The 20,512-nt window shown below is 60.9% G+C and carries 20 protein-coding genes and 1 pseudogene; 12 read left to right on the top strand and 9 right to left on the bottom strand.

The genetic code is table 11. The features are described 5' to 3' along the window. The first annotated feature begins 16 nt into the window (after positions 1-16). On the top strand, positions 17-889 hold the full coding sequence (locus BM235_RS23200) for a carbohydrate ABC transporter permease (protein ID WP_090116640.1): 873 nt from the start codon (positions 17-19) through the stop codon (positions 887-889). A gap of 743 nt (positions 890-1,632) precedes the next feature. Here BM235_RS23200 and bglX read toward each other — a convergent pair. Further along, positions 1,633-3,840: a beta-glucosidase BglX gene (gene bglX, locus BM235_RS23195; protein ID WP_090116639.1), complete on the bottom strand. Its 2,208-nt coding sequence runs from the start codon at positions 3,838-3,840 to the stop codon at positions 1,633-1,635. 276 nt (positions 3,841-4,116) lie between these two features. Here bglX and BM235_RS23190 point away from each other — a divergent pair, with 276 nt between their 5' ends. The 8 genes from BM235_RS23190 (at position 4,117) to BM235_RS23155 (ending at position 13,703) form a co-directional block, all read left to right on the top strand. Next, on the top strand, positions 4,117-5,094 hold the full coding sequence (locus tag BM235_RS23190; protein WP_090116638.1) for a LacI family DNA-binding transcriptional regulator: 978 nt from the start codon (positions 4,117-4,119) through the stop codon (positions 5,092-5,094). Positions 5,095-5,182: 88 nt separating this feature from the next. After that, on the top strand, positions 5,183-7,978 hold the full coding sequence (locus BM235_RS23185; RefSeq protein ID WP_090116637.1) for a glycoside hydrolase family 3 protein: 2,796 nt from the start codon (positions 5,183-5,185) through the stop codon (positions 7,976-7,978). Positions 7,979-8,128: 150 nt separating this feature from the next. Further along, positions 8,129-9,529, top strand: a complete 1,401-nt coding sequence (locus tag BM235_RS23180) for a spore germination protein (RefSeq protein WP_158544079.1) — start codon at positions 8,129-8,131, stop codon at positions 9,527-9,529. 27 nt (positions 9,530-9,556) lie between these two features. After that, positions 9,557-10,756, top strand: coding sequence for a Ger(x)C family spore germination protein (locus BM235_RS23175; protein ID WP_090116635.1), 1,200 nt, complete (start codon positions 9,557-9,559; stop codon positions 10,754-10,756). Further along, positions 10,753-10,974, top strand: a complete 222-nt coding sequence (locus BM235_RS23170; protein WP_090116634.1) for a hypothetical protein — start codon at positions 10,753-10,755, stop codon at positions 10,972-10,974. Before BM235_RS23175 ends, BM235_RS23170 begins: the two co-directional genes overlap by 4 nt. Positions 10,975-10,998: 24 nt before the next feature. Beyond that, positions 10,999-12,096, top strand: coding sequence for a GerAB/ArcD/ProY family transporter (locus BM235_RS23165; RefSeq protein WP_090116633.1), 1,098 nt, complete (start codon positions 10,999-11,001; stop codon positions 12,094-12,096). A 72-nt stretch (positions 12,097-12,168) separates the two neighbouring features. Next, positions 12,169-13,005 carry a DUF2935 domain-containing protein gene (locus BM235_RS23160; protein ID WP_090116632.1) on the top strand — a complete coding sequence of 279 codons (837 nt, stop codon included), beginning with the start codon at positions 12,169-12,171 and terminating at the stop codon, positions 13,003-13,005. A gap of 89 nt (positions 13,006-13,094) precedes the next feature. Next, positions 13,095-13,703, top strand: coding sequence for an SET domain-containing protein (locus BM235_RS23155; RefSeq protein WP_090116631.1), 609 nt, complete (start codon positions 13,095-13,097; stop codon positions 13,701-13,703). Here the strand turns inward: BM235_RS23155 and BM235_RS23150 are convergent. Further along, entirely contained in the window at positions 13,667-15,808 is a 2,142-nt protein-coding gene (locus BM235_RS23150) for an ATP-binding cassette domain-containing protein (protein WP_090116630.1), read from the bottom strand. The two genes, BM235_RS23155 and BM235_RS23150, sit on opposite strands and share 37 nt — an antisense overlap. A gap of 144 nt (positions 15,809-15,952) precedes the next feature. Between BM235_RS23150 and BM235_RS23145 the strand changes: the two genes are divergently transcribed. The 3 genes from BM235_RS23145 to BM235_RS23135 are packed head-to-tail and all read left to right on the top strand — an operon-like array spanning position 15,953 to position 17,184. Beyond that, complete coding sequence (locus BM235_RS23145) at positions 15,953-16,291, top strand: DUF1801 domain-containing protein (protein ID WP_090116629.1); 339 nt, start codon at positions 15,953-15,955, stop codon at positions 16,289-16,291. Positions 16,292-16,316: 25 nt separating this feature from the next. After that, a complete protein-coding gene (locus BM235_RS23140; protein ID WP_090116628.1) occupies positions 16,317-16,673 on the top strand; it encodes an ArsR/SmtB family transcription factor in 357 nt (118 codons plus the stop codon). A 34-nt stretch (positions 16,674-16,707) separates the two neighbouring features. Continuing rightward, on the top strand, positions 16,708-17,184 hold the full coding sequence (locus BM235_RS23135) for an SRPBCC family protein (RefSeq protein WP_090116873.1): 477 nt from the start codon (positions 16,708-16,710) through the stop codon (positions 17,182-17,184). A gap of 169 nt (positions 17,185-17,353) precedes the next feature. Here the strand turns inward: BM235_RS23135 and tlp are convergent, their stop codons facing one another. From tlp to BM235_RS23100, 7 genes and pseudogenes are all read right to left on the bottom strand, one after another. Next, the gene (gene tlp / locus BM235_RS23130) at positions 17,354-17,578 is read right to left on the bottom strand and encodes a small acid-soluble spore protein Tlp (protein ID WP_090116627.1); all 225 of its coding nucleotides are present in this window, start codon (positions 17,576-17,578) and stop codon (positions 17,354-17,356) included. Positions 17,579-17,813: 235 nt separating this feature from the next. Beyond that, positions 17,814-18,110: a spore coat protein gene (locus tag BM235_RS23125; RefSeq protein ID WP_090116626.1), complete on the bottom strand. Its 297-nt coding sequence runs from the start codon at positions 18,108-18,110 to the stop codon at positions 17,814-17,816. A 6-nt stretch (positions 18,111-18,116) separates the two neighbouring features. Then, positions 18,117-18,323, bottom strand: coding sequence for a hypothetical protein (locus tag BM235_RS23120; protein ID WP_090116625.1), 207 nt, complete (start codon positions 18,321-18,323; stop codon positions 18,117-18,119). 31 nt (positions 18,324-18,354) lie between these two features. After that, a complete protein-coding gene (locus BM235_RS23115) occupies positions 18,355-19,491 on the bottom strand; it encodes a zinc-dependent alcohol dehydrogenase (protein ID WP_090116624.1) in 1,137 nt (378 codons plus the stop codon). Further along, positions 19,488-19,874, bottom strand: a complete 387-nt coding sequence (locus tag BM235_RS23110) for a spore coat protein (RefSeq protein ID WP_090116623.1) — start codon at positions 19,872-19,874, stop codon at positions 19,488-19,490. Before BM235_RS23110 ends, BM235_RS23115 begins: the two co-directional genes overlap by 4 nt. 12 nt (positions 19,875-19,886) lie before the next feature. Further along, positions 19,887-20,135, bottom strand: a complete 249-nt coding sequence (locus tag BM235_RS23105) for a spore gernimation protein GerQ (RefSeq protein ID WP_090116622.1) — start codon at positions 20,133-20,135, stop codon at positions 19,887-19,889. 196 nt (positions 20,136-20,331) lie between these two features. Further along, positions 20,332-20,512, bottom strand: a pseudogene (locus BM235_RS23100) (IS110 family transposase); the annotation flags it as partial.

The raw sequence follows: 20,512 nt of genomic DNA, 5'->3' as shown, positions 1-20,512 counted from the left end.
AAAGGGGTGTAGCCTCGTGTATCATAAAACGCTATCTTACCGCGTGTTCAGCGCATTCAACAATACGGTGCTGCTCGCGATCGCGGTCCTCTGCCTCCTGCCGATGTTCCACCTGCTGATGGTATCCCTGAGCTCCAGCGCCGCGGCCAACGCGGGGCTGGTCACGCTCTGGCCCAAGGGACTGACGTTCGAGGCGTACGAGAAGACGTTCCGCAACGCCAACTTCCTCAAGTCGCTCTGGATCTCCATCGAGCGAACGGTGCTCGGCACGGCGCTCGGCATGCTCGTGAACGCGATCGCTGCGTACGCGCTGTCCAAGGACACGCGGGTGTTCCGCGCGCGCAACGTGTATCTGTGGTTTTTCGTCGTCACGATGCTGTTCCCGGGCGGGCTTATTCCAAGCTATATTTTGATCCTGAAGCTGCATCTGATCAACAACTTGTTCGCGCTCATCCTGCCGGGCCTGGTCGCCGTCTACAACATCATCCTGCTCCTCAACTTCTTCCGTTCCGTGCCGAAGGAGCTCGAGGAGGCGGCATTCATCGACGGCGCAGGCCACGTGCGGACCTTCTGGTCCGTCTACCTGCCGATCTCCTTGCCGTCGCTGGCGACGGTGTCGCTGTTCACGATGGTCGGCCACTGGAACGCGTACTTCGACGGCCTCATCTATATGAAGGACGCCGCCAAGCTGCCGCTCGCCAGCTTCATGCAGACGATCATCGTGCAAGCGGACATGACCAAGTTCGACCCGGCCGCGATCGCGGGCCTGTCCCAGCGCACGCTGCGGGCGTCCCAGATCTTCATCGGCGCGCTGCCGATCCTGATCGTGTACCCGTTCCTGCAGCGCTTCTTCGTCAAAGGCATCGTCATCGGCGCGGTGAAAGAGTAAGCGATAAGCGCAAGAGAGGCGCGTCCGGCGGAGCCGGGCGCGCTTTGTTGCGGCTTGGTCGCGTAGCCGATGGCGGGGCAGTTCGAGCGCGTGCACGGCTACGCCGGGCGATCGCTGCCCGTGGTGGCGGTGCTGGTTCGGAGTATCGCGTACTTTTGCAGGATAGCGCCTCACAGTCGATGTCATGCGCTGCTGCCGTCTTACCCCACGGAGCCTCTATCGTGCAAAAGTGCAGGATAGCTTCGGCGATCCAACCCGCTTGGTTGCCTATCCTGCAAAAGTGCAGTATCCAGCGCCACATTCCCGCCAAACCGCCCGATTTTGAGTAACTATGCTGTACTTTTGCGCGATAGGTATCGACGCGGCGGTGCTGGTTCGGAGTATCGCGTACTTTTGCAGGATAGCGCCTCACAGTCGATGTCATGCGCTGCTGCCGTCTTACCCCACGGAGCCTCTATCGTGCAAAAGTGCAGGATAGCCTCGGCAACGAGTCCACTCCGTCACCCTATCCTGCAAAAGTGCAGCATCCAGCGCCGCATTCCCGCCAAACCGCCGATTTTGAGTAGCTATCCTGTACTTTTGCGCGATAGACATGCGCACACATGGGGATGCCCAAGGTAATCCTGTACTTTTGCAGGATAGGTGTCGACGCCGCTTGGCGTGGCCGGCCCGAAACTCCAGCGTAGCCCATAACCCCCGCAAAGGAAAGCCCTCAGGAGCGCGCTCCGAGGGCTTTCCTTTATTTACTTGACGAGCTTGAACGGCAGCGACGCGACGTCCCGGCTGTTCGGGCCGACCATCGCGAGGAACGCGCCGGCGTCGCTCGCGTGCGTCAGGTCCGCGTGGTAATACCGGAGCTGGCTCTCGCTCAGCTCGAACGCGACCTCGGCGCTCTCGCCCGGCTGCAGCTCGATCTGGCGGAACGCCTTGAGCTCCTTGACCGGCCGGACGACCTCGCCCGCGATGTCGCGGACGTACAGTTGAACGGTCTCGACGCCGGCCACCTGGCCGACGTTGGCGACGTGCACGGTGACCGTGATCGGCGCATCCGGCGTCATCGCGTCCGCGGACAGCGAAGCTTCGCCGTATTCGAACGCGGCGTAGCCCAGGCCGTAGCCGAACGGCAGCAGCGGCTCGTTCGGGATGTCCAAGTATTGGGACACGTAGCGTACCTGCGCATCCGGCGCGCCTTGAGGGCGCCCGGTGTTGAAGGCGTTATAGTACACCGGTACCTGGCCGACGCTGTACGGGAACGACATCGTCAGGCGGCCCGACGGATTGGCGTCGCCGTAGAGCAGGTCGGCAACCGCCGTGCCGCCTTCGGAGCCGGGGAACCAAGCTTCCAGCACGGCATCGGCTTTGTCGATGACGCCGTGCAGGTCGAGCGGCCGGCCGTTGAACAGCACGGCCACGACCGGCTTGCCGAACGTCTTGATGCGGCGGATCAGCGCGAGCTGCGCCTCCGGCAGCCGGATGTCCGCCCGGCAGCCGGCTTCGCCGCTCATGTCGGAGTGCTCGCCGAGCGCGAGCACGATGACGTCGGCGCCCTGCGCGGCGGCCTCGATCTCGAGCAGCTGCGCCTCGGTCGCTTCGGTCTCGATGCCGCAGCCATCGGCCACGGTCACCGCGCCCGGCGTCGCCGCCTTGGCGCGGATCGCCTCGGACACGCGGACGACCGCGTCCTGCGATCCGGTCCAAGACCACGGCCCGAGCAGGTCGCCGCTGCGGGCGAACGGACCGACGACCGCCACCTTAAGCGCGGGCGACAGCGGCAGGACGCCGTCGTTTTTCAGCAGCACGCACGACTTGCGTGCCAGCTCCAGCGCGGCCGCGCGGTGCGCGTCGCTGAACACGATTTCTTTCTCTCGTTCGGGATCGGCTGCGCGGAACGGATTTTCGAACAAGCCGAGCTTGTCCTTGAGCTGCAGGATGCGCATGACCGCTTCGTCGATGAGCGCAACGTCCACTTCGCCGGCCTCGATCAGCTCGGCCATATGCTTCGCGTAGCACGACGTCATCATCTCGATGTCGACGCCGGCCTTCATCGCCTTCAGCGCGGCCTCGCGCTCGTCCTCCGCGATGCCGTGGGCGATCAGCTCCTTGACCGCGCCCCAGTCGGAGATGAGCACGCCGTCGAAGCCCCACTCCTCCCGCAGCAGCTTGCGCATGAGAGGTGCGTTGCCCGTGGCCGGGACGCCGTCGACCGTGTTGAACGACGTCATCACCATCTCGCAGCCTTCGTCGAGCGCAGCCTTGTACGCCGGCAGGTAGAATTCGCGCAGCTGGCGCGCCGACATATCGACGGTGTTGTAGTCGCGTCCGGCTTCGGCCGCGCCGTAGGCGGCGAAGTGCTTGACGCAGGCCGCGACCCGGTCCGGATCGCCGCTCAAGTCGTCTCCCTGGAAGCCGCGGACGAACGCTCTCGCGAACTCCGCGTTCAAGTACGGATCCTCGCCCGTCGACTCCATGACCCGGCCCCAGCGCGGATCGCGCACAAGGTCGACCATCGGGGCGTAGGTGACGTGGACGCCGGATACGGACGCTTCCTTGGCGGCGATCTCCGCGCTGCGCTCCGCGAGCGCGAGATCCCACGAGCAGCCGATGGCCAGCGGCACGGGGAAGATCGTCTTGAAGCCATGCACGATGTCGGCCATCATGAGGAGGGGAATGCCCAGGCGATTGTGCTCGAGATGCTTGCGCTGGACGTTGATCGTCTCCTGCGCGCCCGCCATGCCGAGCACGGAGCCCGCGCCGCGCACGGTGTCTTCGCCGATGCCGAGCGAGGCCATCGGACCGGTGATCAGGCCGGCATCCGACGCGCCCTCGAAGAAGGGGACGGCCAGCTGGATCAGCTGGGCGATCTTTTCGTCCAAGGTCATCCGTTCGAGGTAGACGTGCAGGGGCAGCTTTTCTTGAGACGAAGAAGACGAAGGGGCTTTAGGATCGGACATGACTTATATAACCCTCTTTCTACGATGATAACGGTTTATCGAAACGTTTCTACGGATAGTATAATTCTGCTTTCGGCAGGCGTCAAACCTATATTTTCTGTTGATTACGGTGCGCTTTTCAGATAAATTTAAAGAATGGCATCTAACAGAGGGCGCATCCTTTTGATGTTTTGGCCCCGTTTTGTATAAATCGAAACGTTTCGCAACTACGCCTATCATCGTTCGCTAACTTACTAATATCGCTAATCGGGGCTTCGAGGAAAGGAGAGGAATAGCTTGGTCAGCATCAAGGATATCGCCAGCGCGGCGAAGGTCTCGATCTCCACGGTATCGTACGCGCTGAACGGCAGCGACCGGATCACGAAGGAGACCGCGGACCGGATCCAGTCCATCGCGGACGAGCTGGGCTACGTGCCCAACCGGGCGGCCCGCATGCTGAAAAAGCGGGAGACGATGCTCGTCGGCGTCTTCCTCACGGATTTCAGCGGACACTTTTACGGCGATCTGCTATTCGGGCTCAAGGAGGAGCTGAATCGCAGAGACTACGATCTCATCGTCTGCAGCGGACGCCGGTCTCACCGGATGATCCCGGAGCGGGCGTTCGACGGGGCGATCATCCTCGACGCGACGTTCGCCGACGAGGAGCTGCTCGGCTATGCGGATCGCGGGCACAAGCTGGTCGTCCTCGACCGCGAGCTCGAGCATGCCAACGTCAACCAGGTGCTGCTCGACAACAAAGCCGGCGCGACGCTGGCCGTGGAGCATCTGCTGGGCCAGGGACTCAGCCGAATCTGCGCGGTGGGCGGGCCGGAGTCGGCCTACGACGCGCGGCAGCGGATGCGCGCGGTCAGGCAGTCGGTCGAGCGCATGCCGGAGGCGAGCCTCGAGGAGCTCCCGGGCGCCTTCGACAAGGCGTCCGGCTACGCCGCGGGTCCGCGGATCGCGGAGGCCGCGCGGGAGGGGCCGGTCGGCGTCTTCTGCCTGAACGACGAGATGGCAATCGGTCTGTGCGATTACGTAAGGACGCAGACCTCGCTTCAGATCGGACGGGACGTCCACGTGATCGGCTACGACAACATCGAGCTCGCGCAGTACATGCAGCCCAGGCTGGCCACGATCGACTACTCTAAGCGGAAGTGGGGCGCGCTCGCCGCCGAACAGCTGCTGAAAATGATCGAGGGCCGGCCCGTGGAGCAGGAGCGGATCTACGTGCGGTTGGTTGAGGGCGAATCGGTCGGACAGGCGAGTTTATGAACGGCACGGCTTAAGACACGGTTTAACACGGCTTAAATAGAGAGCGGCGGACGGACATCCGGACCGCTACCTAAAGGAGGATACGAAAGTGACAACATCGATGATCGGCGTTCCATTGGAGGGTTTCGCGGCGTTCAGCCGCACGGTAGCGGCCGAAGGCGCGGTGCTGCTGAAAAACGAGGGCGAGGCGCTGCCCCTTCGTCAAGGGGATCACGTCTCCGTATTCGGGAGAATCCAAGTGAACTACTACCGCAGCGGCACGGGCTCCGGAGGCAGCGTCCATGTGGCATATACGACGAACCTGCTGGATGGCCTTCGCGGCAAAGAGAACGTCTCGGTCAACGAGGCGCTCGCGGCCGTCTACGAGCGCTGGATCGAGCAGAACCCGTTCGACAACGGCGGGGGCGGCTGGGCGGCGGAGCCTTGGCATCAGCGCGAGATGCCGCTAACGGACGAGCTGGTGGCCGAAGCGAGACGCGTCTCGAACAAGGCGATCATCGTCATCGGCCGCACGGCGGGCGAGGATCAGGACAATGCGGACAAGCCGGGCAGCTACCTGCTCACGGACGAGGAGCGGGCGATGCTCAGGCAGGTGACGGCGCGCTTCGAGCAGACGATCGTCGTGCTCAACGTATCCAATATCGTCGACATGAGCTGGCTGGACGACGAAGCGTACGTCCATCCGATCGCAGGCGTCGTCTATGCTTGGCACGGCGGCATGGAGGGAGGCAACGCGATCGCCGACGTGCTGGCCGGCGACGCGACGCCGAGCGGCAAGCTGACCGACACGATCGCGTACGCGCTGGCGGATTATCCGTCCACCCTCAACTACGGCAACGAGCTCGCCAACCTGTACCAGGAGGATATCTACGTCGGCTACCGGTACTTCGAGACCTTCTGTCCGGATCGCGTGCAGTTCGAGTTCGGCTACGGACTGTCGTACACGACGTTCGGCCTCGCGGCGGAAGACGCCCGTCTGATCGAGGCCGAAGGCGAAGCCGTCATCGCCGTCGATGTCGTCGTGACGAACGCGGGCGCGCTCTACGCCGGCAAAGAAGTCGTCCAGCTGTACTTCGAAGCGCCGCAAGGCGTGCTGGGACGCCCGGCCAGAGCGCTCGCCGCCTTCGCCAAGACCGATCTGCTGCAACCCGGCGAATCGCAGCGCCTGACCGTCCGCTTCCCCGTTCGCGCGATGGCCGCCTACGACGACGCCGGCGCGACGGGGCATGCATCCGCCTACGTGCTGGAGGCGGGAACCTATCGCTTCTACGCAGGGACAAGCGTGAAGAAGGCCGCGGCCATCCGCTTCGAGGGGCAAGACGGCTATAACATCGAAGCGCTGCGCGTCGTGCAGCAGCTCGAGGAAGCGATGGCGCTGACGGCGAGCCTTTCGCGGATGAAGCCGGGCGCCCGCCGGGCGGACGGCGCGTACGAGCTTGTGTACGAGGACGCGCCGCAGCGCAAGATCTCGCTCGCGGACCGCATCGAGAGCCGCCTGCCTCAAGCGCTCGCGCAGACCGGGGACCGCGGTTACAAGCTGAGAGACGTCCGCGACGGCAAGGTCGGCTTGGAAGCCTTCGTCGCGCAGCTCGGAGACGAAGATCTGGCCGCGCTAGTCAGGGGCGAAGGCATGAGCAGCCCGCTCGTCACGCCGGGGACGGCTTCGGCCTTCGGCGGAGTGACCGACAGCCTGCTCGGCTACGGCATCCCGGTCGCCTGCACGTCGGACGGGCCGTCCGGCATCCGCATGGACAGCGGCCACAAGGCGACGCAGGTGTCGATCGGGACGCTGCTCGCGGCGACCTGGAACGCGGCGCTCGTCGAGGAACTGTACGTCCTGGAGGGCCAAGAGCTCGTTCGCAACGAGATCGACACGCTGCTCGGACCGGGACTCAACATCCGGCGAAGCCCGCTCAACGGACGCAACTTCGAGTACTTTTCCGAGGATCCGCTCGTCTCGGGCGCCTTCGCCGCGGCCTGCGTGAGGGGCATCATGAAGGGCGGCTCGAACGCCACGCTCAAGCACTTCGCCTGCAATAACCAGGAGAAGCACCGGAGCAAGGTGGACGCTGTCGTATCGGAGCGCGCGCTTCGCGAGATCTACCTGAAGGGCTTCGAGATCGCGGTTCGGGAGGGCGGCGCCAAATCGGTCATGACGTCGTACAATCCGATCAACGGGCATTGGGCGGCTTCGAACTACGACCTGAACACGACGATCCTGCGCGGCGAGTGGGGCTTCAAGGGCATCGTCATGACCGACTGGTGGGCCGTCATGAACGACGCCGCGAACGGCGGAGCCCCGGATCGCAAATATACGAACTGGATGGTGCGCGCGCAGAACGATCTGTATATGGTCGTCAGCAACTACGGGGCGGAGACCAACGCCTACGGGGACAACACGATTGCGTCGCTGGAAGACGGCACGCTCACGAGGGGCGAGCTCCAGCGGTCCGCGTCGAACATCCTCGGCTTCATCCTGCGCGCGCCGGTCGGCGCCAGGGACAAGGCGACCCAGGAGACGGTCGAAGCGTTCCAGGCGCTGACCGCCCCTGCCGCGGAGCAAGCGCAAAGCGCCCAGCCGGTGGCGGACGGCGCGCGGATCGTGCCGCACGCCGCAGGCGCGACTTTCCTTCGCGTGGAGCATGCGGGCGTCTACCGGCTGTTCGCGAACGCCATGTCCGCCGAATCCGAGCTCGCGCAGAGCGCGAGCAATCTGACGCTGAACGGCAAGCCGCTCGCGACCGTCCAAACCAACGGGACCGGCGGCGCGTGGACGCTGCACAAGCTGGCGAAGGTCGAGCTTGCGGCCGGCCTGCACGAGCTGCGGCTGGAAGTCGTCAAGCCGGGCCTTGAGCTCGGCTGGATCGAACTCAGGCCGCTCTGATAGAGGCGCGAGCGCCCGCCATGAACGATTTCCCTGATCAAGCCCCCTTTCAAGCACGTTTCCAGGCACCCCAAACGGGTGCCTTTTTCCTATTTTATGCATAAAAAGAGCCGCCTGGCGGATGCTATTACCAAAAAAGGAAGGCTCCGTATGGAATTGGCTCAGTGGTTGAACGATCGTCTGAAAACCCGTCCGGACGTCGTCTCCCAGAAGATCGAACAGGGCAGCTTTTCCTGCACGGTCTACTACATGATGGATGCGATCGATCTGGAAATGCTGCAGACGCATGTGCTTCGCACGCTGCTCGCGCCGTACAAGGGCAGCGACGAGGAGCGGCTCGGGGACATTCTGGAGCGCAGGTCGTATTTCCCTACGACCTATTCGCTGACGCGTTCGCCCGAGGCGGCATTGGACGGGCTTCTGAACGGACAGGCCGTGTTATGCATCGACGGCCAGGCAACGGGCGTACTGTTTCCGTTTCAGCAGAAGGCGATGCGTTCGGTGTCGGCCGGGGAAAACGAGAAGACGATCCGCGGACCGAAGGAGTCGTTCGTCGAGGACATCTGGACGAATCTCTCGCTCGTCCGCCAGCGCGTCAAGAGTGACAAGCTGGTCGTGGAGGAATTCGTCATCGGCAGCGAATCGCGCACGACCGTCTTGCTGCTCTATATGAAGGGAAGCTGTGACGAAGAGTTGGTACGGGAGGTCCAGAAAAAGCTGAAAGAAATCCGCACGAACCGGCTACCGGGCAGCAGCTTTCTCGAGGAGGCGCTGGACGACCGGCTGGCTTCCCCGTTCCCGAAAATGCTGAATACGGAAAGGCCCGACGTGTTGGCTTCCTCTCTGTTCGAAGGGCGTATCGCGCTGCTGACCGACGGAAGCCCGAGCAACCTGATCGCGCCCGCGACCTTGCTGTCCTTCATGCAGTCCGCGGAAGACTACTACCAGCGATATTTCTACAGCAGTTGGGTCCGCATCCTGCGGTACGCCTTCTTCGGCTTGAGCCTTGTGTTGCCTTCGGCTTATGTCGCGATCACGACGTTCCATCCCGAGATGATGCCGTACAACCTGCTGATCTCCGTCGCTTCGAGCCGGGATATCGTGCCGTTCCCGGCCATTGTGGAGGCGCTCATCATGGAGGTGACGTTCGAGGTGATGCGCGAAGCGGGACAGCGTATCCCGTCGGCCATCGGACAGACGATCTCGATCGTCGGCGCGATCGTGATCGGGGACGCCGCGGTGACGGCCGGCATCGTAAGCGCCCCGATGGTCATCATCGTCGCCCTGACGGGCATCTCTTCGTTTATCGTGCCGCATTTCTCGCTGACGCTGACGGTTCGTTTCCTCCGGTTCATGCTGCTGTTCACCTCGGCGATCTTCGGCCTGCTGGGCTTGATCGTCGGCGTCTTTTTCGTCTACATTCACCTGCTGTCGTTGGATTCGTTCGGTACGCCTTACCTGTCTCCGTTTATTCCGTATAAGGCCGAGCGGATGAAGGATGCCGCAGGGCGGTTCCCATGGAGCAAGCGTATGGGCGCCAAGCGTTCCTAAAAAAAGCGAACGAAACGAGGGGAAACGATGCCCAAGCGTCTAGGAGCCCGTTCCTTTGCCTTAAGACTGACGATGGTCGTCGTCGCGCTGACGGGGTTAACCGGGTGCTGGTCCAAGCAGGAGCTCAACGACCGCACCTTCGTGTCGACGATGATCGTCGATCGGGACGAGCAGGGCCGGACGGAGATCTCGACCATGTTCCTTCTCCCGAATCGCATCTCTATCGGCTTGAATGCTTCTCCGGGTACCGAGAAGCCGTTCGTGTTGATGACGGGCAAAGGACGGGATATCACGGAAGCCTTCCAGCAGATCCAGAAGGACCTGCCGCGCAACGTCGCATGGGGGCAAATGCGCACGATCATCGTCGGAGACCGTTACGCGCGGGCAGGAATGGCGCCTCTGTTCGATTTCCTGATCCGGGCGACGGATTTTCGGCTTCGCGTTTACGTGTTTTACTTTAACGGCGAAGCCCGGAATATCGCGAAGCTGACGCCCCTCTTCGAGCGTTTCCCCGCGGAGATCTGGCGCGAATCCGCGCATTCCAGGCGACTGCCGCCGGTCAATATCCGGAATTTGCTGTATTCGCAATGGAACAACTTGGGAGATGCTTATATCCCCGAGCTGAGCATGCGGGAGCTTAAGCTGCAGACGGAGGACAAAACCGTGCATTGGTCCGGCATCGGAGGCGCGGCGCTCATGAAAAACAACGCCGTCGTCGGCACGTTTACGGAGGACGAGACGATAGGGATCTCATTCATGAAAAGCCGCACGCCGGAAATGATGCTCACGGCGAAAATCCCGGATCCGGAAGGGTTATTCAGCGTCAGGCTGGTCGACGTCAAGCAGGTGACGAGAGCCGAACGGCGCGGCGGCAAGGTGTTCATCCACGTGTCCATCGACGGCAAGGCGGATCTCGTCTCCATCCAATCGAATATGGATCTTTACGATCCGGCGAGCATGAGGAAGATCGAGCGGGCTCTGAACGTGCGGGTGCGGGATCTGGCGCAATCCGCAGCCGACAAGGCGCAGGAGGAGCAGGTAGACGCTTTCCAATGGAGCGAATACGTGAAGTACAAATATCCGTCGCTATGGCGGAGTTGGGCGGACCAGCCGCGGGAGAATCTGTTCTTGAACATGAAACCGGTCATCCACGCTCGTATCATCCTGCGAACCTCCGGCATCAGCCATTCGCCCAGAATGTCCTCGGAAGGCGGCGGTATCTCATGATTATGCTGACGCTGGGCATGGGGGCCGTCATCTTGTACCAGATCTTTCTGCTGCGGCGCGGATCGGCATGCAAGCGCGACCGGGTCGTGGCCTTCGGCGTGACCGGATTCGCGTTCGTCTTCGCGGCGCTCGCGCACTATATGCCCGAATGGGTGAATCCCAACCGGGCGATCGACTTCGTCTTCGGGCCGGTGCAGAGCTGGATCGCCCGCAAGTGATCGGATAAGAGAGGAGGGGCCGCCTTGAAAAACCAGGGGACGATAACGGGGCTCCAGATTGGATCGCTCATTTTCGTATACGTGTTTTCGACGACGATCGCCTTCCTGCTCGCCCCGATGGCCAAGAACGCTCCCTTCGACGGCGTATACAGCATTGGGCTTGCCGCGGTAGCCGGAACGGCGCTTACGGTTCTCAGCTTGCGCTACGCGCTGCGCCGTCCTTCCGCTTATATAGGCATCGAAGGCGCAAAAGTCGTCGGCAAGGCCGGAAACGCCGCGATTTTGCTGCTCTCGGCCTTTTTCTTCCTCCACTTGTCCGCGCATATTCTCCGCGAATTTACCGATTTTTTCGTGCCGACCTATCTGAAGGAGACGCCGTCGGTCGCGGTCGCCGTGCTGGTCATGTCGGCCGCGGCATCCATGGCCCAATCCGGCGTTCCGGTCGCGTTTCGGTTCGCGCAGGGCTGCTTTTTCCTCATCGGATTTCTCTTTTTCATCAAGCCGCTGTTTTTTATTCCCGAAATGAGCACGCCGATGTGGCATGAATTTACGCGTATTCACGATTGGAAGGCGCTGTGGAGCCAGACGTATTCGCTGATCCCCTGGTACGGGGAATTGGTGCTGCTCGCATACATCGTGCCGCTATTCGACGGCCGTCAGAAGGTGCGCAAGGCGGTGTGGATCGGATCGATGGCGGGAACCTATATTCTCGTTTCGGAATTTCTGCTCATGATCGTCTTCCTCGGTCCTCGGCTCTCGGGCGCGCTCATGTATCCCGCGCTGGAGCTGAGCGGCTTCCTGCATCTGGGCGACTTCGTGCATAATATGGACGCGATCATCGTCTCCATCTGGTTTGCAGGTCTATTCATCAAGCTCAGCATCGTCTTCGCCGTCGGGACGCTGCTGGTCTCCCAAGCGCTCGGGCTCAGCCATTATAAGCCGATCACTTTTCCGCTCGCGGCATTCGTCGTGGCGCTGTCGGTCGTCCTGGCCCGCTATCCGGCCGAGCTGGCCCGTTCCTTCGACAGGAGTTGGGCGACCTTCGCTTTATTCATCGAGTGTCTCGTCTTCGTTTATCCGATCGTCTCCCGGCTCAGGGGCGGCCAGCGCCGCACCGAGTAAATAGCGACTACCCGCATGCCGCCCCTCATACAATGGTGAGAGCAAATCCTATTGCGGGGAGGGCGCTCATCGATGACGCAAAACGGGGGCATGTCGATCAAGGAGGAGCATTTATTCTGGCTCGAGGTGCTGGAGGATCACGCGCATTTTCTGAGGGACTATCTGTCGCCGTCCGAGACGAGATGGTGGCAGGAGGCCGAGCGCTTCTTCGTGCCGTTCCGCGAGGCGATCGCGCGGGCGGAGGCGCTGCCGCCCTTCGAACCGGCCGAGGCGCCGGCGATGCGGGCGTTCGCGGAGAGCGTCTATCCGCTCGCGGACGCCTACTGCCGGCTGGAAGGGCATATGCAGCACCTGCGGCTGTTCAATCAAGTGAATCTGAACCTGACGCCGTCCTACTTCAACGGTACGATCGGCGAGAACCGGGAGTATTTGCGCCAGCTCTCCTACTGGGCGCAGGGGATACCGGCGCCGCCGCTAGCCTTGACCCAATTGCTCGATCTATGGATCGAAGATCAGCTGGGGCATGCCGTGCTGCTGCACGGGCTGTTGGATCCCGTCGAGCAGGGACTGGGCGCGCAGGCGGACAGGTTCGCCACGGTCTTTTCCTCGTATATGGTCAAAAACCGCGCCATGCAGAGCTACGAGCGTTTTACGGCGCCCGGCTTCCCGGCCGAGACGCGATTCGCGGCCGAGGTGCTGGCGTCGGTGAGAGAATTCTACGCCTTCGTGCAGCGGATCGTGGCCGAATACATCGGCACCGAGCTGCTGTCCAAAGCTACGCTGCGGTTCCTCGAGCATCACTTTCCGGAGTCGTGCTACTTCATGCGCAAGCTCGCCGTCTTCGTGCCCGGAGCGCCTTCCTTCGCCGAGTGTCCGCTTAGAAGGCCGTCCCGGGCATTCGACCGTTAGATTTATAGGCGGGGCAGAGCAGGATTCGACAAATCCTTGGATAATAATTAGTTAGGTACTAATATCCAATGGACAGGGGTCTATCCGGGATGATGCATCCGCACACGGAACTGCGTTATATCGACGAGAAAATGGGTTACGGCGTATTCGCGACGCGGCTGATCCCGAAGGGAACGCTCACTTGGGCGCTTGACGATCTGGACCAGGTCCTGGAGCCGGAGGCCGTGCGCGCGCTGGACGCGGACCGCAAAAAGCAGGTGCTGAAGTATTCGTACCGCAATCAGCTGGGGCAATTCATCCTTTGCTGGGACATCGGCCGCTACGTCAACCACAGCTTCCACGCGAACTGCATCGGCACGGCGTACGAAGTGGAGATCGCCGTACGCGATATCTACCCCGGCGAACAGCTGACCGACGACTACGGCTCGCTGAACGTGGACGTGCCGTTCGATTGCCTGCCGGAACCGGGCACGGACCGGAAGCGGGTGATGCCCGACGACTTGCTCTTATACGCCGATATTTGGGACGCGCAGGCGCTGGACGCCTTTGGGCTATACGAGAAGGTGGAACAGCCGCTCGCCCATCTCGTCAGGCCCGAATTCGCCGGCAAGATCGCGCATGCCGCGCGCGAGGGCGTGCTGCTGGATTCGATCCGCGCCATTTACCTGGACCGGAGGTTCATGAAGGCGGCCACGTGAGGCGACCGCCCCACGAAGCTCTGGAAAAACTCGCGCTGCAGCGTCACGCAGACGACCGGCGTCAACGTGTTGACGGTCGCCGTCCGCGGCACGCTGCGCAGCAGCGCCACCTCTCCGAAGAAATCCCCGTCCGATAGGACGGCGACGGGCTGATTTTCGCCGTCGTCGTCCTTTTTGAGTACCTCGACTTTGCCGTGCACGATGACGTAGAACTTATCTCCGATGTCGCCCTCATGAATGAGCGTTCTTCCCGAAGCGTACGACTCGGTTACGAAGAAATGGGAGATTTCTTTCAGCAGCCCGTCGTCGAGCTCAGAAAAAAGAGGGAACAGCTTGAGGCGATCTACGTGGACGCCGACATGATGCCCGTTGTCGCTGAGCTCGAACCCGGATTGCTTCTGCCAGGATTGCTTGTAACGTCCGTCGGGCAGCTGCAGCAGCTCCCGGTGCGTGCCCTGCTCCGCGATCCGGCCCTGGTGGAGCACGTAGATGCAGTCTGCATGCTCGGCCGAAGCCAGGCGGTGCGTGACGGAGATGACCGTCCGGTTCGCGGAGATGCGCCGGAGGGTCAGATTGATCGCTGCTTCCGTCGCGGGATCGAGCGCCGAGGTCGCCTCGTCCAGGATGAGGATATCCGGGTCGCGCACGATAGCCCGCGCGATCGCGACGCGCTGCCGCTGCCCGCCCGACAGCCGGCCTCCCCGCTCGCCGACGTTCGTCGCGTATCCATCGGGCAGCCCCATGATAAAGTCGTGAATCTCGGCGGCGCGCGCGGCCTCGACCACTTCATCGTCGGTCGCTTCAGGCGCGCCTAGACGAATGTTCTCCATGATCGACGTATGGAACAGGAAGCTTTCCTGGAACACGATGCCGATGTGCGAGCGGATCGATTGGATATTCATCCGCTTGATGTCGTAATCGTCGAAGAGGACCGCGCCTCGAAGCGGATCGTACAGGCGCATCAGGAGATTGACGATCGTGCTCTTCCCAGAGCCGCTGGCGCCGACGAAGGCGGCGTAGCTGCCCTTGGGAATGAATAAGCTGACGTCGCTCAGGCTGCGCTGCCTGGCGTCGTATCCGAACGTGACGTCGCGCAGCGCGATGCCGCGCTCGAGGGGCGGCATCCGGGGGGCGGATTCGTCGTCCGCGACGGAAGGCGCCTCGTCCAATATTTCCTGAATGCGCTGCATGCCCGACACGGCTTCGATGAACATCGGCGCGACCCAGGTTACGGCGGCGACCAGGTAGCCGAGGCTGATCAGAATCGTGCTGAACGCCAGTAAGGAGCCGATCGATAGCATGCCGTAATAAGCCAGCATGGAACCCACGGCGATCGTCGCCAGGTTCAGCAGCATCGTGCCGAGATTGGTGGCGCGATCGATCGCGAAGCCGAGGAAGCTCGACCGTGAAGACGCCGAACGGTAGTCGTCCATCCGGTCGGCGAATCGCCGGACGAACGTCCGCTGGAGCCCGAATGCCTTAATGACAGGCTGCGCGCCGATGTTTTCTTGAACCGCCGAGGCGAGCTGCGCCTGGGCTTCTTTGAGTTCGTAGCTCGCCTCGTACGCCTTCTTGCCGAACAGCTTTGGACCGATGAGGCACAGCGGCATCCCGATGACGGCCAGCAGCGCCAGCTTCCACTGCAGGAAAAACAGCACGGTCACGTTAGCCGCCAATCCCAGCACGGACAACAGCGTGTAGGGGATCAACTTGACGAAGGCATCGATCGAAACGAGGTCGCCGTTGAACCGGGACACGATGTCGCCGCCCGGCATCCGGTGAAAAAAATCGGTGCCCAGCGTCTGCAGCTTATTGAAAAGCCGCTTGTAGTCATCCGATAGGATACGCGCGCTCAGCCCGGCGAATATCCGGTCGCGATAAAATCCGATGGCGACGGACGCGACCGCGGCGCCTGCCATCAGAATCAGCAGGGTCAGCAGCGTCGCGTACCGCTTCGGCACGATGGCATAGTCGATGATGAACTTGAAGCTCAGCGGCATGAAGGTCTCGAAGGCCAGCTCGACCATGACCGCAGCCAGCAAAAAAGCGGATTGCAGCTTGTATTTAAGGAAAGAAGAGAGGAGCCGACGGATAAAAGCGTACATGGGAGCCTCCGGGCGGAAAAGGGGGGAATTTTCTCCATTGTATCATCTGCCGGATGCGAAGAGGGGAGGGTTTCAAAAGTTCCCTTGATGGAATATTCCATATGTGGTATATTCACTTCGAATCAGAAAGGAGAAATCGTCGGAATGAATGAAGAGGTCACCGCGTTTATCAACAGCCTTGCCCAGCCTTGGCAGGTCAATATCGGCAATCGTCTTCGGCGCTTGGTCCATGATTCCATACCGGAAGCTGAGGAACGCATCCAATACAAGAAGCCCCATTTTCTAAAGAACGGGCATTATGCGGCGGTGATCTCGCCTTCCAAGGACGCGATCGCCTTTATGATCATGAATGCCTCCGGCCTGGACGTCCCGAAGGGGTTCGAGGGTCCCGAGGAGCGGAAGTGGCTGAAGATCCGCCAAGGGGACGAGCCCGACTATGACCTGCTGGCCCGGCTTCTGACTCAGGCATCCAGTACACTCTAACCATACGGATCGGACGGGGAACAGAATGAATGTAGCAACTTTGAGCGCGCTGGCGGAACCCAACCGATTGCATATGGTCGAGCTGTTGCGGAAAGGTCCGCTTACGGTAAACGAGATCGCCGATCGGCTTCATATTCGGCAGCCACAAGCGTCCAAGCATCTGAAAATATTAAACGAGGCCCAGATCGTCGACGTGCGTCCGGCGGCGAACCGCCGTTTCTACATGCTGAGGACGGAGCCTCTTCAGGAGATCGACGCCTGGCTCCAAACGTTTCGCGAGATGTGGGAGATGCGGCTCGATCGACTGGACGATTATTTGAAGGAAATCCAACGGGAAGAAGCGAATCCGCCGTCGCTTGAGGCGAAAAAAGGAGGAACGTGAAGTGACTGACAATCAAACCGAACGTTACGATCTGATGTTGACCCGCGTATTCGACTCCCCCAGGGAGCTTGTATTCAAGGTGTGGACGGACCCCCGGCACTTCGGCAATTGGTGGGGACCCAAAGGGTTCTCCCTGACCGTCGCGAAAATGGACGTGCGTCCTGGCGGCCTGTTCCTGGGAAGCCAGAAGTCCCCGGAAGGCCATGAAATGTGGGGCAAGTTCGTGTATCGCGAAGTAACGCCTCCGGAGAAGCTCGTCTTCGTCCAATCGTTCTCGGACGAAGAAGGCAATACCGTGCGCGCGCCGTTCGACCCGAACTGGCCGCTGGAGATTATCAACATCTTGACGCTCGCCGAGGAAAACGGCAAGACGACGCTGACGCTGCAGGGCGGTCCGCTCAACGCGACCGAAGCCGAACGCGCGGCTTTCGAGCGCATGCGGCCGATGGTGTCGCAGGGCTTCGGAGGCACGTTCGATCAACTCGCCCAATACCTGGGTACCCAGCAATAAATCTTCGCATCGCTCCCGAGCAATCGGGCCGAACGGCTGCAGCCGTATCGGCCCGATTGCTTTTTTATGCCGTCCTGCGGCCGCCTTCGCCGCTCAATAACGAATAGACCGTTCGGGCCTGGCGGCCTGAACGGTCTACTCGTTTCATGCTGGAATCGTGCCGTCGCAGCTATTCTTGGGAATAGGCCGCTTCGTCCTTGATCTCTTCGCGGAAGCCTTCGATGCTGTGGCGGCGGCGTTCGTTTTTCTTCTCGATGCGCTCGCGCTCCTCGCTGCCGATCTCGGAGGAGAACTCGTTCAGGTAGTCTTCGGCTTCGCCGAGGTTTTCAAGCGTATCCTCGACCTTTTGCTGCAGATGTTCGACGTTGTCCGCGCGATTGTCCGGCTTGGCCATGGCGAATCCCTCCTGCTCATTACGCCCCTCTGAAGGCGCTGCACGTTAGCATGGACGGCCGCGGTGCGGTTTATGCATGCCGCCGAGCCGCGATAGAGTTCGGCGGGATCGCGATGTCAGCCTTTATCGAAAGCCCGTATCCTTGCGCACATCATATCTGGCGAGTCCAAGCCGCGCAAATAAAAGGCCCCCAGGCGCCAAGCGTCGGGGGCCGTTTTGCTTTTTCGCGTTATGTTCAGTAGGGAATGTTCAAAGCGGTATCGATGTTCTGCAGGTCCAGCCGAATCTGCTGATTCAGGTCGTGCGGGTGGTAGAAACCGCGTTCGGCCATATAGTCGGCGATCGAGTGATGAAGGTCGATGGCCTCCTCGAGCTGCTTGGCCAATACCGCTTTGACTTCCGGCGTCGCGCATTCCGTGACGGCCATCGCGTAGTTCCGGACGCCGCTCTTGGCGCTCGTCAGCATATCCATCGCGATGACTTGGTCCGACAGGGGATTCATGCCCGTCATATACTCCAGGATCGGGTTCATGCGGCTTCAGCTCCCCTCATGCGATTTGGACAGGATGCCGCTCAGCTCTTGCAGCTGCCGCGTGGATACCTCTGCGTCGCGCTGCATGATCTGCTTCAGCTCGGGGTCGGACACGAGCGCTTGCATCGTCTTGGACTTCGTCATGCAGACCGTCTTGAACGCGGCGATCTCGTGGACCTCCAGCGTTTCGTGCAGGGCGTAGTTCCCGTTCATGTCGAGATTCCTCCTTGATCGAAGCCGTGGCTCACGACTTCAAGATGACTTTGATGCAGTTGTCCGTCTTCGTATCGAACGCTTCGTAGCCGCGCTTCGCCTCGCTAAGCGGGATCACGTGCGTGACGACGTCGCCCGGGTTGACCTTGCCCGAGGCGATCAGCTCGTACATATACGGCATGTAGTGGATGACAGGCGCCTGTCCGGAACGGATGTTCACGTTGCGCTGCATGATATCGCCGAGCGGAAATCCGTTGTAACGCCCGCCGTATACGCCGGTGATCTGGATCATACCGCCCTTGCGGACCGCCTGGGAGGCGATGATGATGGGACTCATCGTACCGCCCTGCAGCTTGAGGCCGCTTGCGAGGAATTCGAGATCGTTCATCTTTCCGTCCATGCCGACCGCATCGATGACGACGTCGGCGCCGCCCTTCGTGATTTCTTTGAGATAGCTGCCGGTATTCTGGTGCTGCTCGAAGTTCACGATCTCCACGTTGTTCGTACGCTTGGCATGCTCGAGGCGATAGTTGACGTAGTCGACCGCGATGACGCGCTTCGCTCCCTTCAGCCATGCGAATTTCTGCGCGAGCAGTCCGACCGGGCCGCAGCCCAGTACGATCACCGTGTCCCCGTTCTTCACGCCGGCGTTGTCTACGCTCCAATACGCCGTCGTCATCGCGTCGGCGATCAGGCACAGCTTTTCGTCCGGCTCCTCGCAACTCTCGGGAATTTTGAAGTGGGTGAAATTCGCGTACGGCACACGCAAATACTCCGCCTGCCCGCCGGGATATCCGCCGGTCGTGCCGGAATAGCCGAAGTAGGCGCCCATATCCCCATTATCGTTCGAATTGTCGCATTGGCTTTCGAGCTGGTTTTTGCAGTAGAAGCACTCGCCGCAGGCGATGTTGAACGGGATGATGACCCGATCGCCCTTCTTGAGCTTCGTGACGCCGGGGCCGACTTCTTCAACGATGCCCATCGGCTCGTGACCGATGACGTAGTTCTCCTGCAGGTTGGGGATCATGCCGTGAATGAGATGGAGGTCCGACCCGCAGATGGCCGTGCTCGTCATTTTGACGATCATATCGTCCGGTTTCTCGATCTTTGGATCGGGTACCTCTTTGACGACGACGTTTTTGATGCCCTGGTAAGTAACGGCCTTCATGCTTGATCACCCTTCATGTGCTCGTCCGGCGTCCTATCGAACATTCCTTTACGGCTCGTGTCGCCGGGGAACAGGTTCATCTGCCCGATCATGACCGTATTATTGGCCGACAGCTGGTCCAGCTGATATTGCTCGCTCAGCTCGTAGGGATGGAACCACTTTTTGCGCATCATGAGGTCAGTTATTTCCTGGTGCATGGCAATCCCCTGGCGGAGCTGGTTGCGCAGCAGCGTTCTGGCTTCCGGAGAAGTCGTTTCCGTCAAGGCGATCGCGGCGTTGCGGACGCCTTCCTTGGCGCGGAGCAGAAAGTCCATGGCAAACGTGGTATCCGCCATTTCAGGCATGTTGAGCGCATTGATCGGATCCAAATAATCTTGGTTCATTTCGGTTCCCCTTTAATTCAAGATGGGCGTGGGACGATTCTGAGGGACCTGCGTTTGGAAAGGGGCCTTCGCGTAGAGCGCTTGAATCTCGGCGATGGCCTGCGTGGATTGGACGACATCTTTTTGCATCAAGTCTTTGAGCTCCTGGTCGAATACGAGGCCTTGCATGAGTTTGGACTTCGCCAGGCAGAGCGTCTTGAAGTTGAGCGCTTCGTGAAGCTCCATCGATTCGTGCGGCGCCAAGGTGCTTTGCTTATTCATCGCGCGATCGTCTCCTTCGGGTTGGCATTAACGGAAATAGCTTCTCCGGCCCTTGGGGGATTATGCGGTACGCAAAAACCAGCTAATGTTTGTCAACCCTATGTGGTTGGATTGCGGCATCGTTATTGCTATACTGTTTTTGAACTAACACAAAGAAGCCTCCGTTGGCGCGGATGCTTCTGGGTGAATATGGAATTTAGGCTTTGTAGGGCTCGCCTTTTACGAGGATGGCATGGACGTGATGCAAAAGCTTGTTGGCGCAAGCGATCACGACTACCTTGTAGGGCTTGCCCTCTTTCCTTTTCTTGTCGTAATAGGCTTTTAGCCGTTCGTTTACACCCTTTCTAAGCCCGCACTGCACAGCGACATACAGCGCT

Origin of the sequence: Cohnella sp. OV330, assembly GCF_900112065.1 — a bacterium.
Lineage (GTDB): Bacteria > Bacillota > Bacilli > Paenibacillales > Paenibacillaceae > Cohnella.
This window is presented reverse-complemented; position numbering and strand designations above follow the sequence as displayed.

Coding starts and splice junctions, on each gene's coding strand:
- BM235_RS23115 (WP_090116624.1), bottom strand. CDS start 19,491: ATGAAGGCCGTTACTTACCAGGGCATCAAAAACGTCGTCGTCAAAGAG.
- BM235_RS23170 (WP_090116634.1), top strand. CDS start 10,753: ATGATTATGCTGACGCTGGGCATGGGGGCCGTCATCTTGTACCAGATC.
- BM235_RS23110 (WP_090116623.1), bottom strand. CDS start 19,874: ATGAACCAAGATTATTTGGATCCGATCAATGCGCTCAACATGCCTGAA.
- BM235_RS23120 (WP_090116625.1), bottom strand. CDS start 18,323: ATGAACGGGAACTACGCCCTGCACGAAACGCTGGAGGTCCACGAGATC.
- BM235_RS23145 (WP_090116629.1), top strand. CDS start 15,953: ATGAATGAAGAGGTCACCGCGTTTATCAACAGCCTTGCCCAGCCTTGG.
- BM235_RS23175 (WP_090116635.1), top strand. CDS start 9,557: ATGCCCAAGCGTCTAGGAGCCCGTTCCTTTGCCTTAAGACTGACGATG.
- bglX (WP_090116639.1), bottom strand. CDS start 3,840: ATGTCCGATCCTAAAGCCCCTTCGTCTTCTTCGTCTCAAGAAAAGCTG.
- BM235_RS23125 (WP_090116626.1), bottom strand. CDS start 18,110: ATGAACCCGATCCTGGAGTATATGACGGGCATGAATCCCCTGTCGGAC.
- BM235_RS23140 (WP_090116628.1), top strand. CDS start 16,317: ATGAATGTAGCAACTTTGAGCGCGCTGGCGGAACCCAACCGATTGCAT.
- BM235_RS23155 (WP_090116631.1), top strand. CDS start 13,095: ATGATGCATCCGCACACGGAACTGCGTTATATCGACGAGAAAATGGGT.
- BM235_RS23180 (WP_158544079.1), top strand. CDS start 8,129: ATGGAATTGGCTCAGTGGTTGAACGATCGTCTGAAAACCCGTCCGGAC.
- BM235_RS23150 (WP_090116630.1), bottom strand. CDS start 15,808: ATGTACGCTTTTATCCGTCGGCTCCTCTCTTCTTTCCTTAAATACAAG.
- tlp (WP_090116627.1), bottom strand. CDS start 17,578: ATGGCCAAGCCGGACAATCGCGCGGACAACGTCGAACATCTGCAGCAA.
- BM235_RS23105 (WP_090116622.1), bottom strand. CDS start 20,135: ATGAATAAGCAAAGCACCTTGGCGCCGCACGAATCGATGGAGCTTCAC.
- BM235_RS23135 (WP_090116873.1), top strand. CDS start 16,708: ATGTTGACCCGCGTATTCGACTCCCCCAGGGAGCTTGTATTCAAGGTG.
- BM235_RS23160 (WP_090116632.1), top strand. CDS start 12,169: ATGACGCAAAACGGGGGCATGTCGATCAAGGAGGAGCATTTATTCTGG.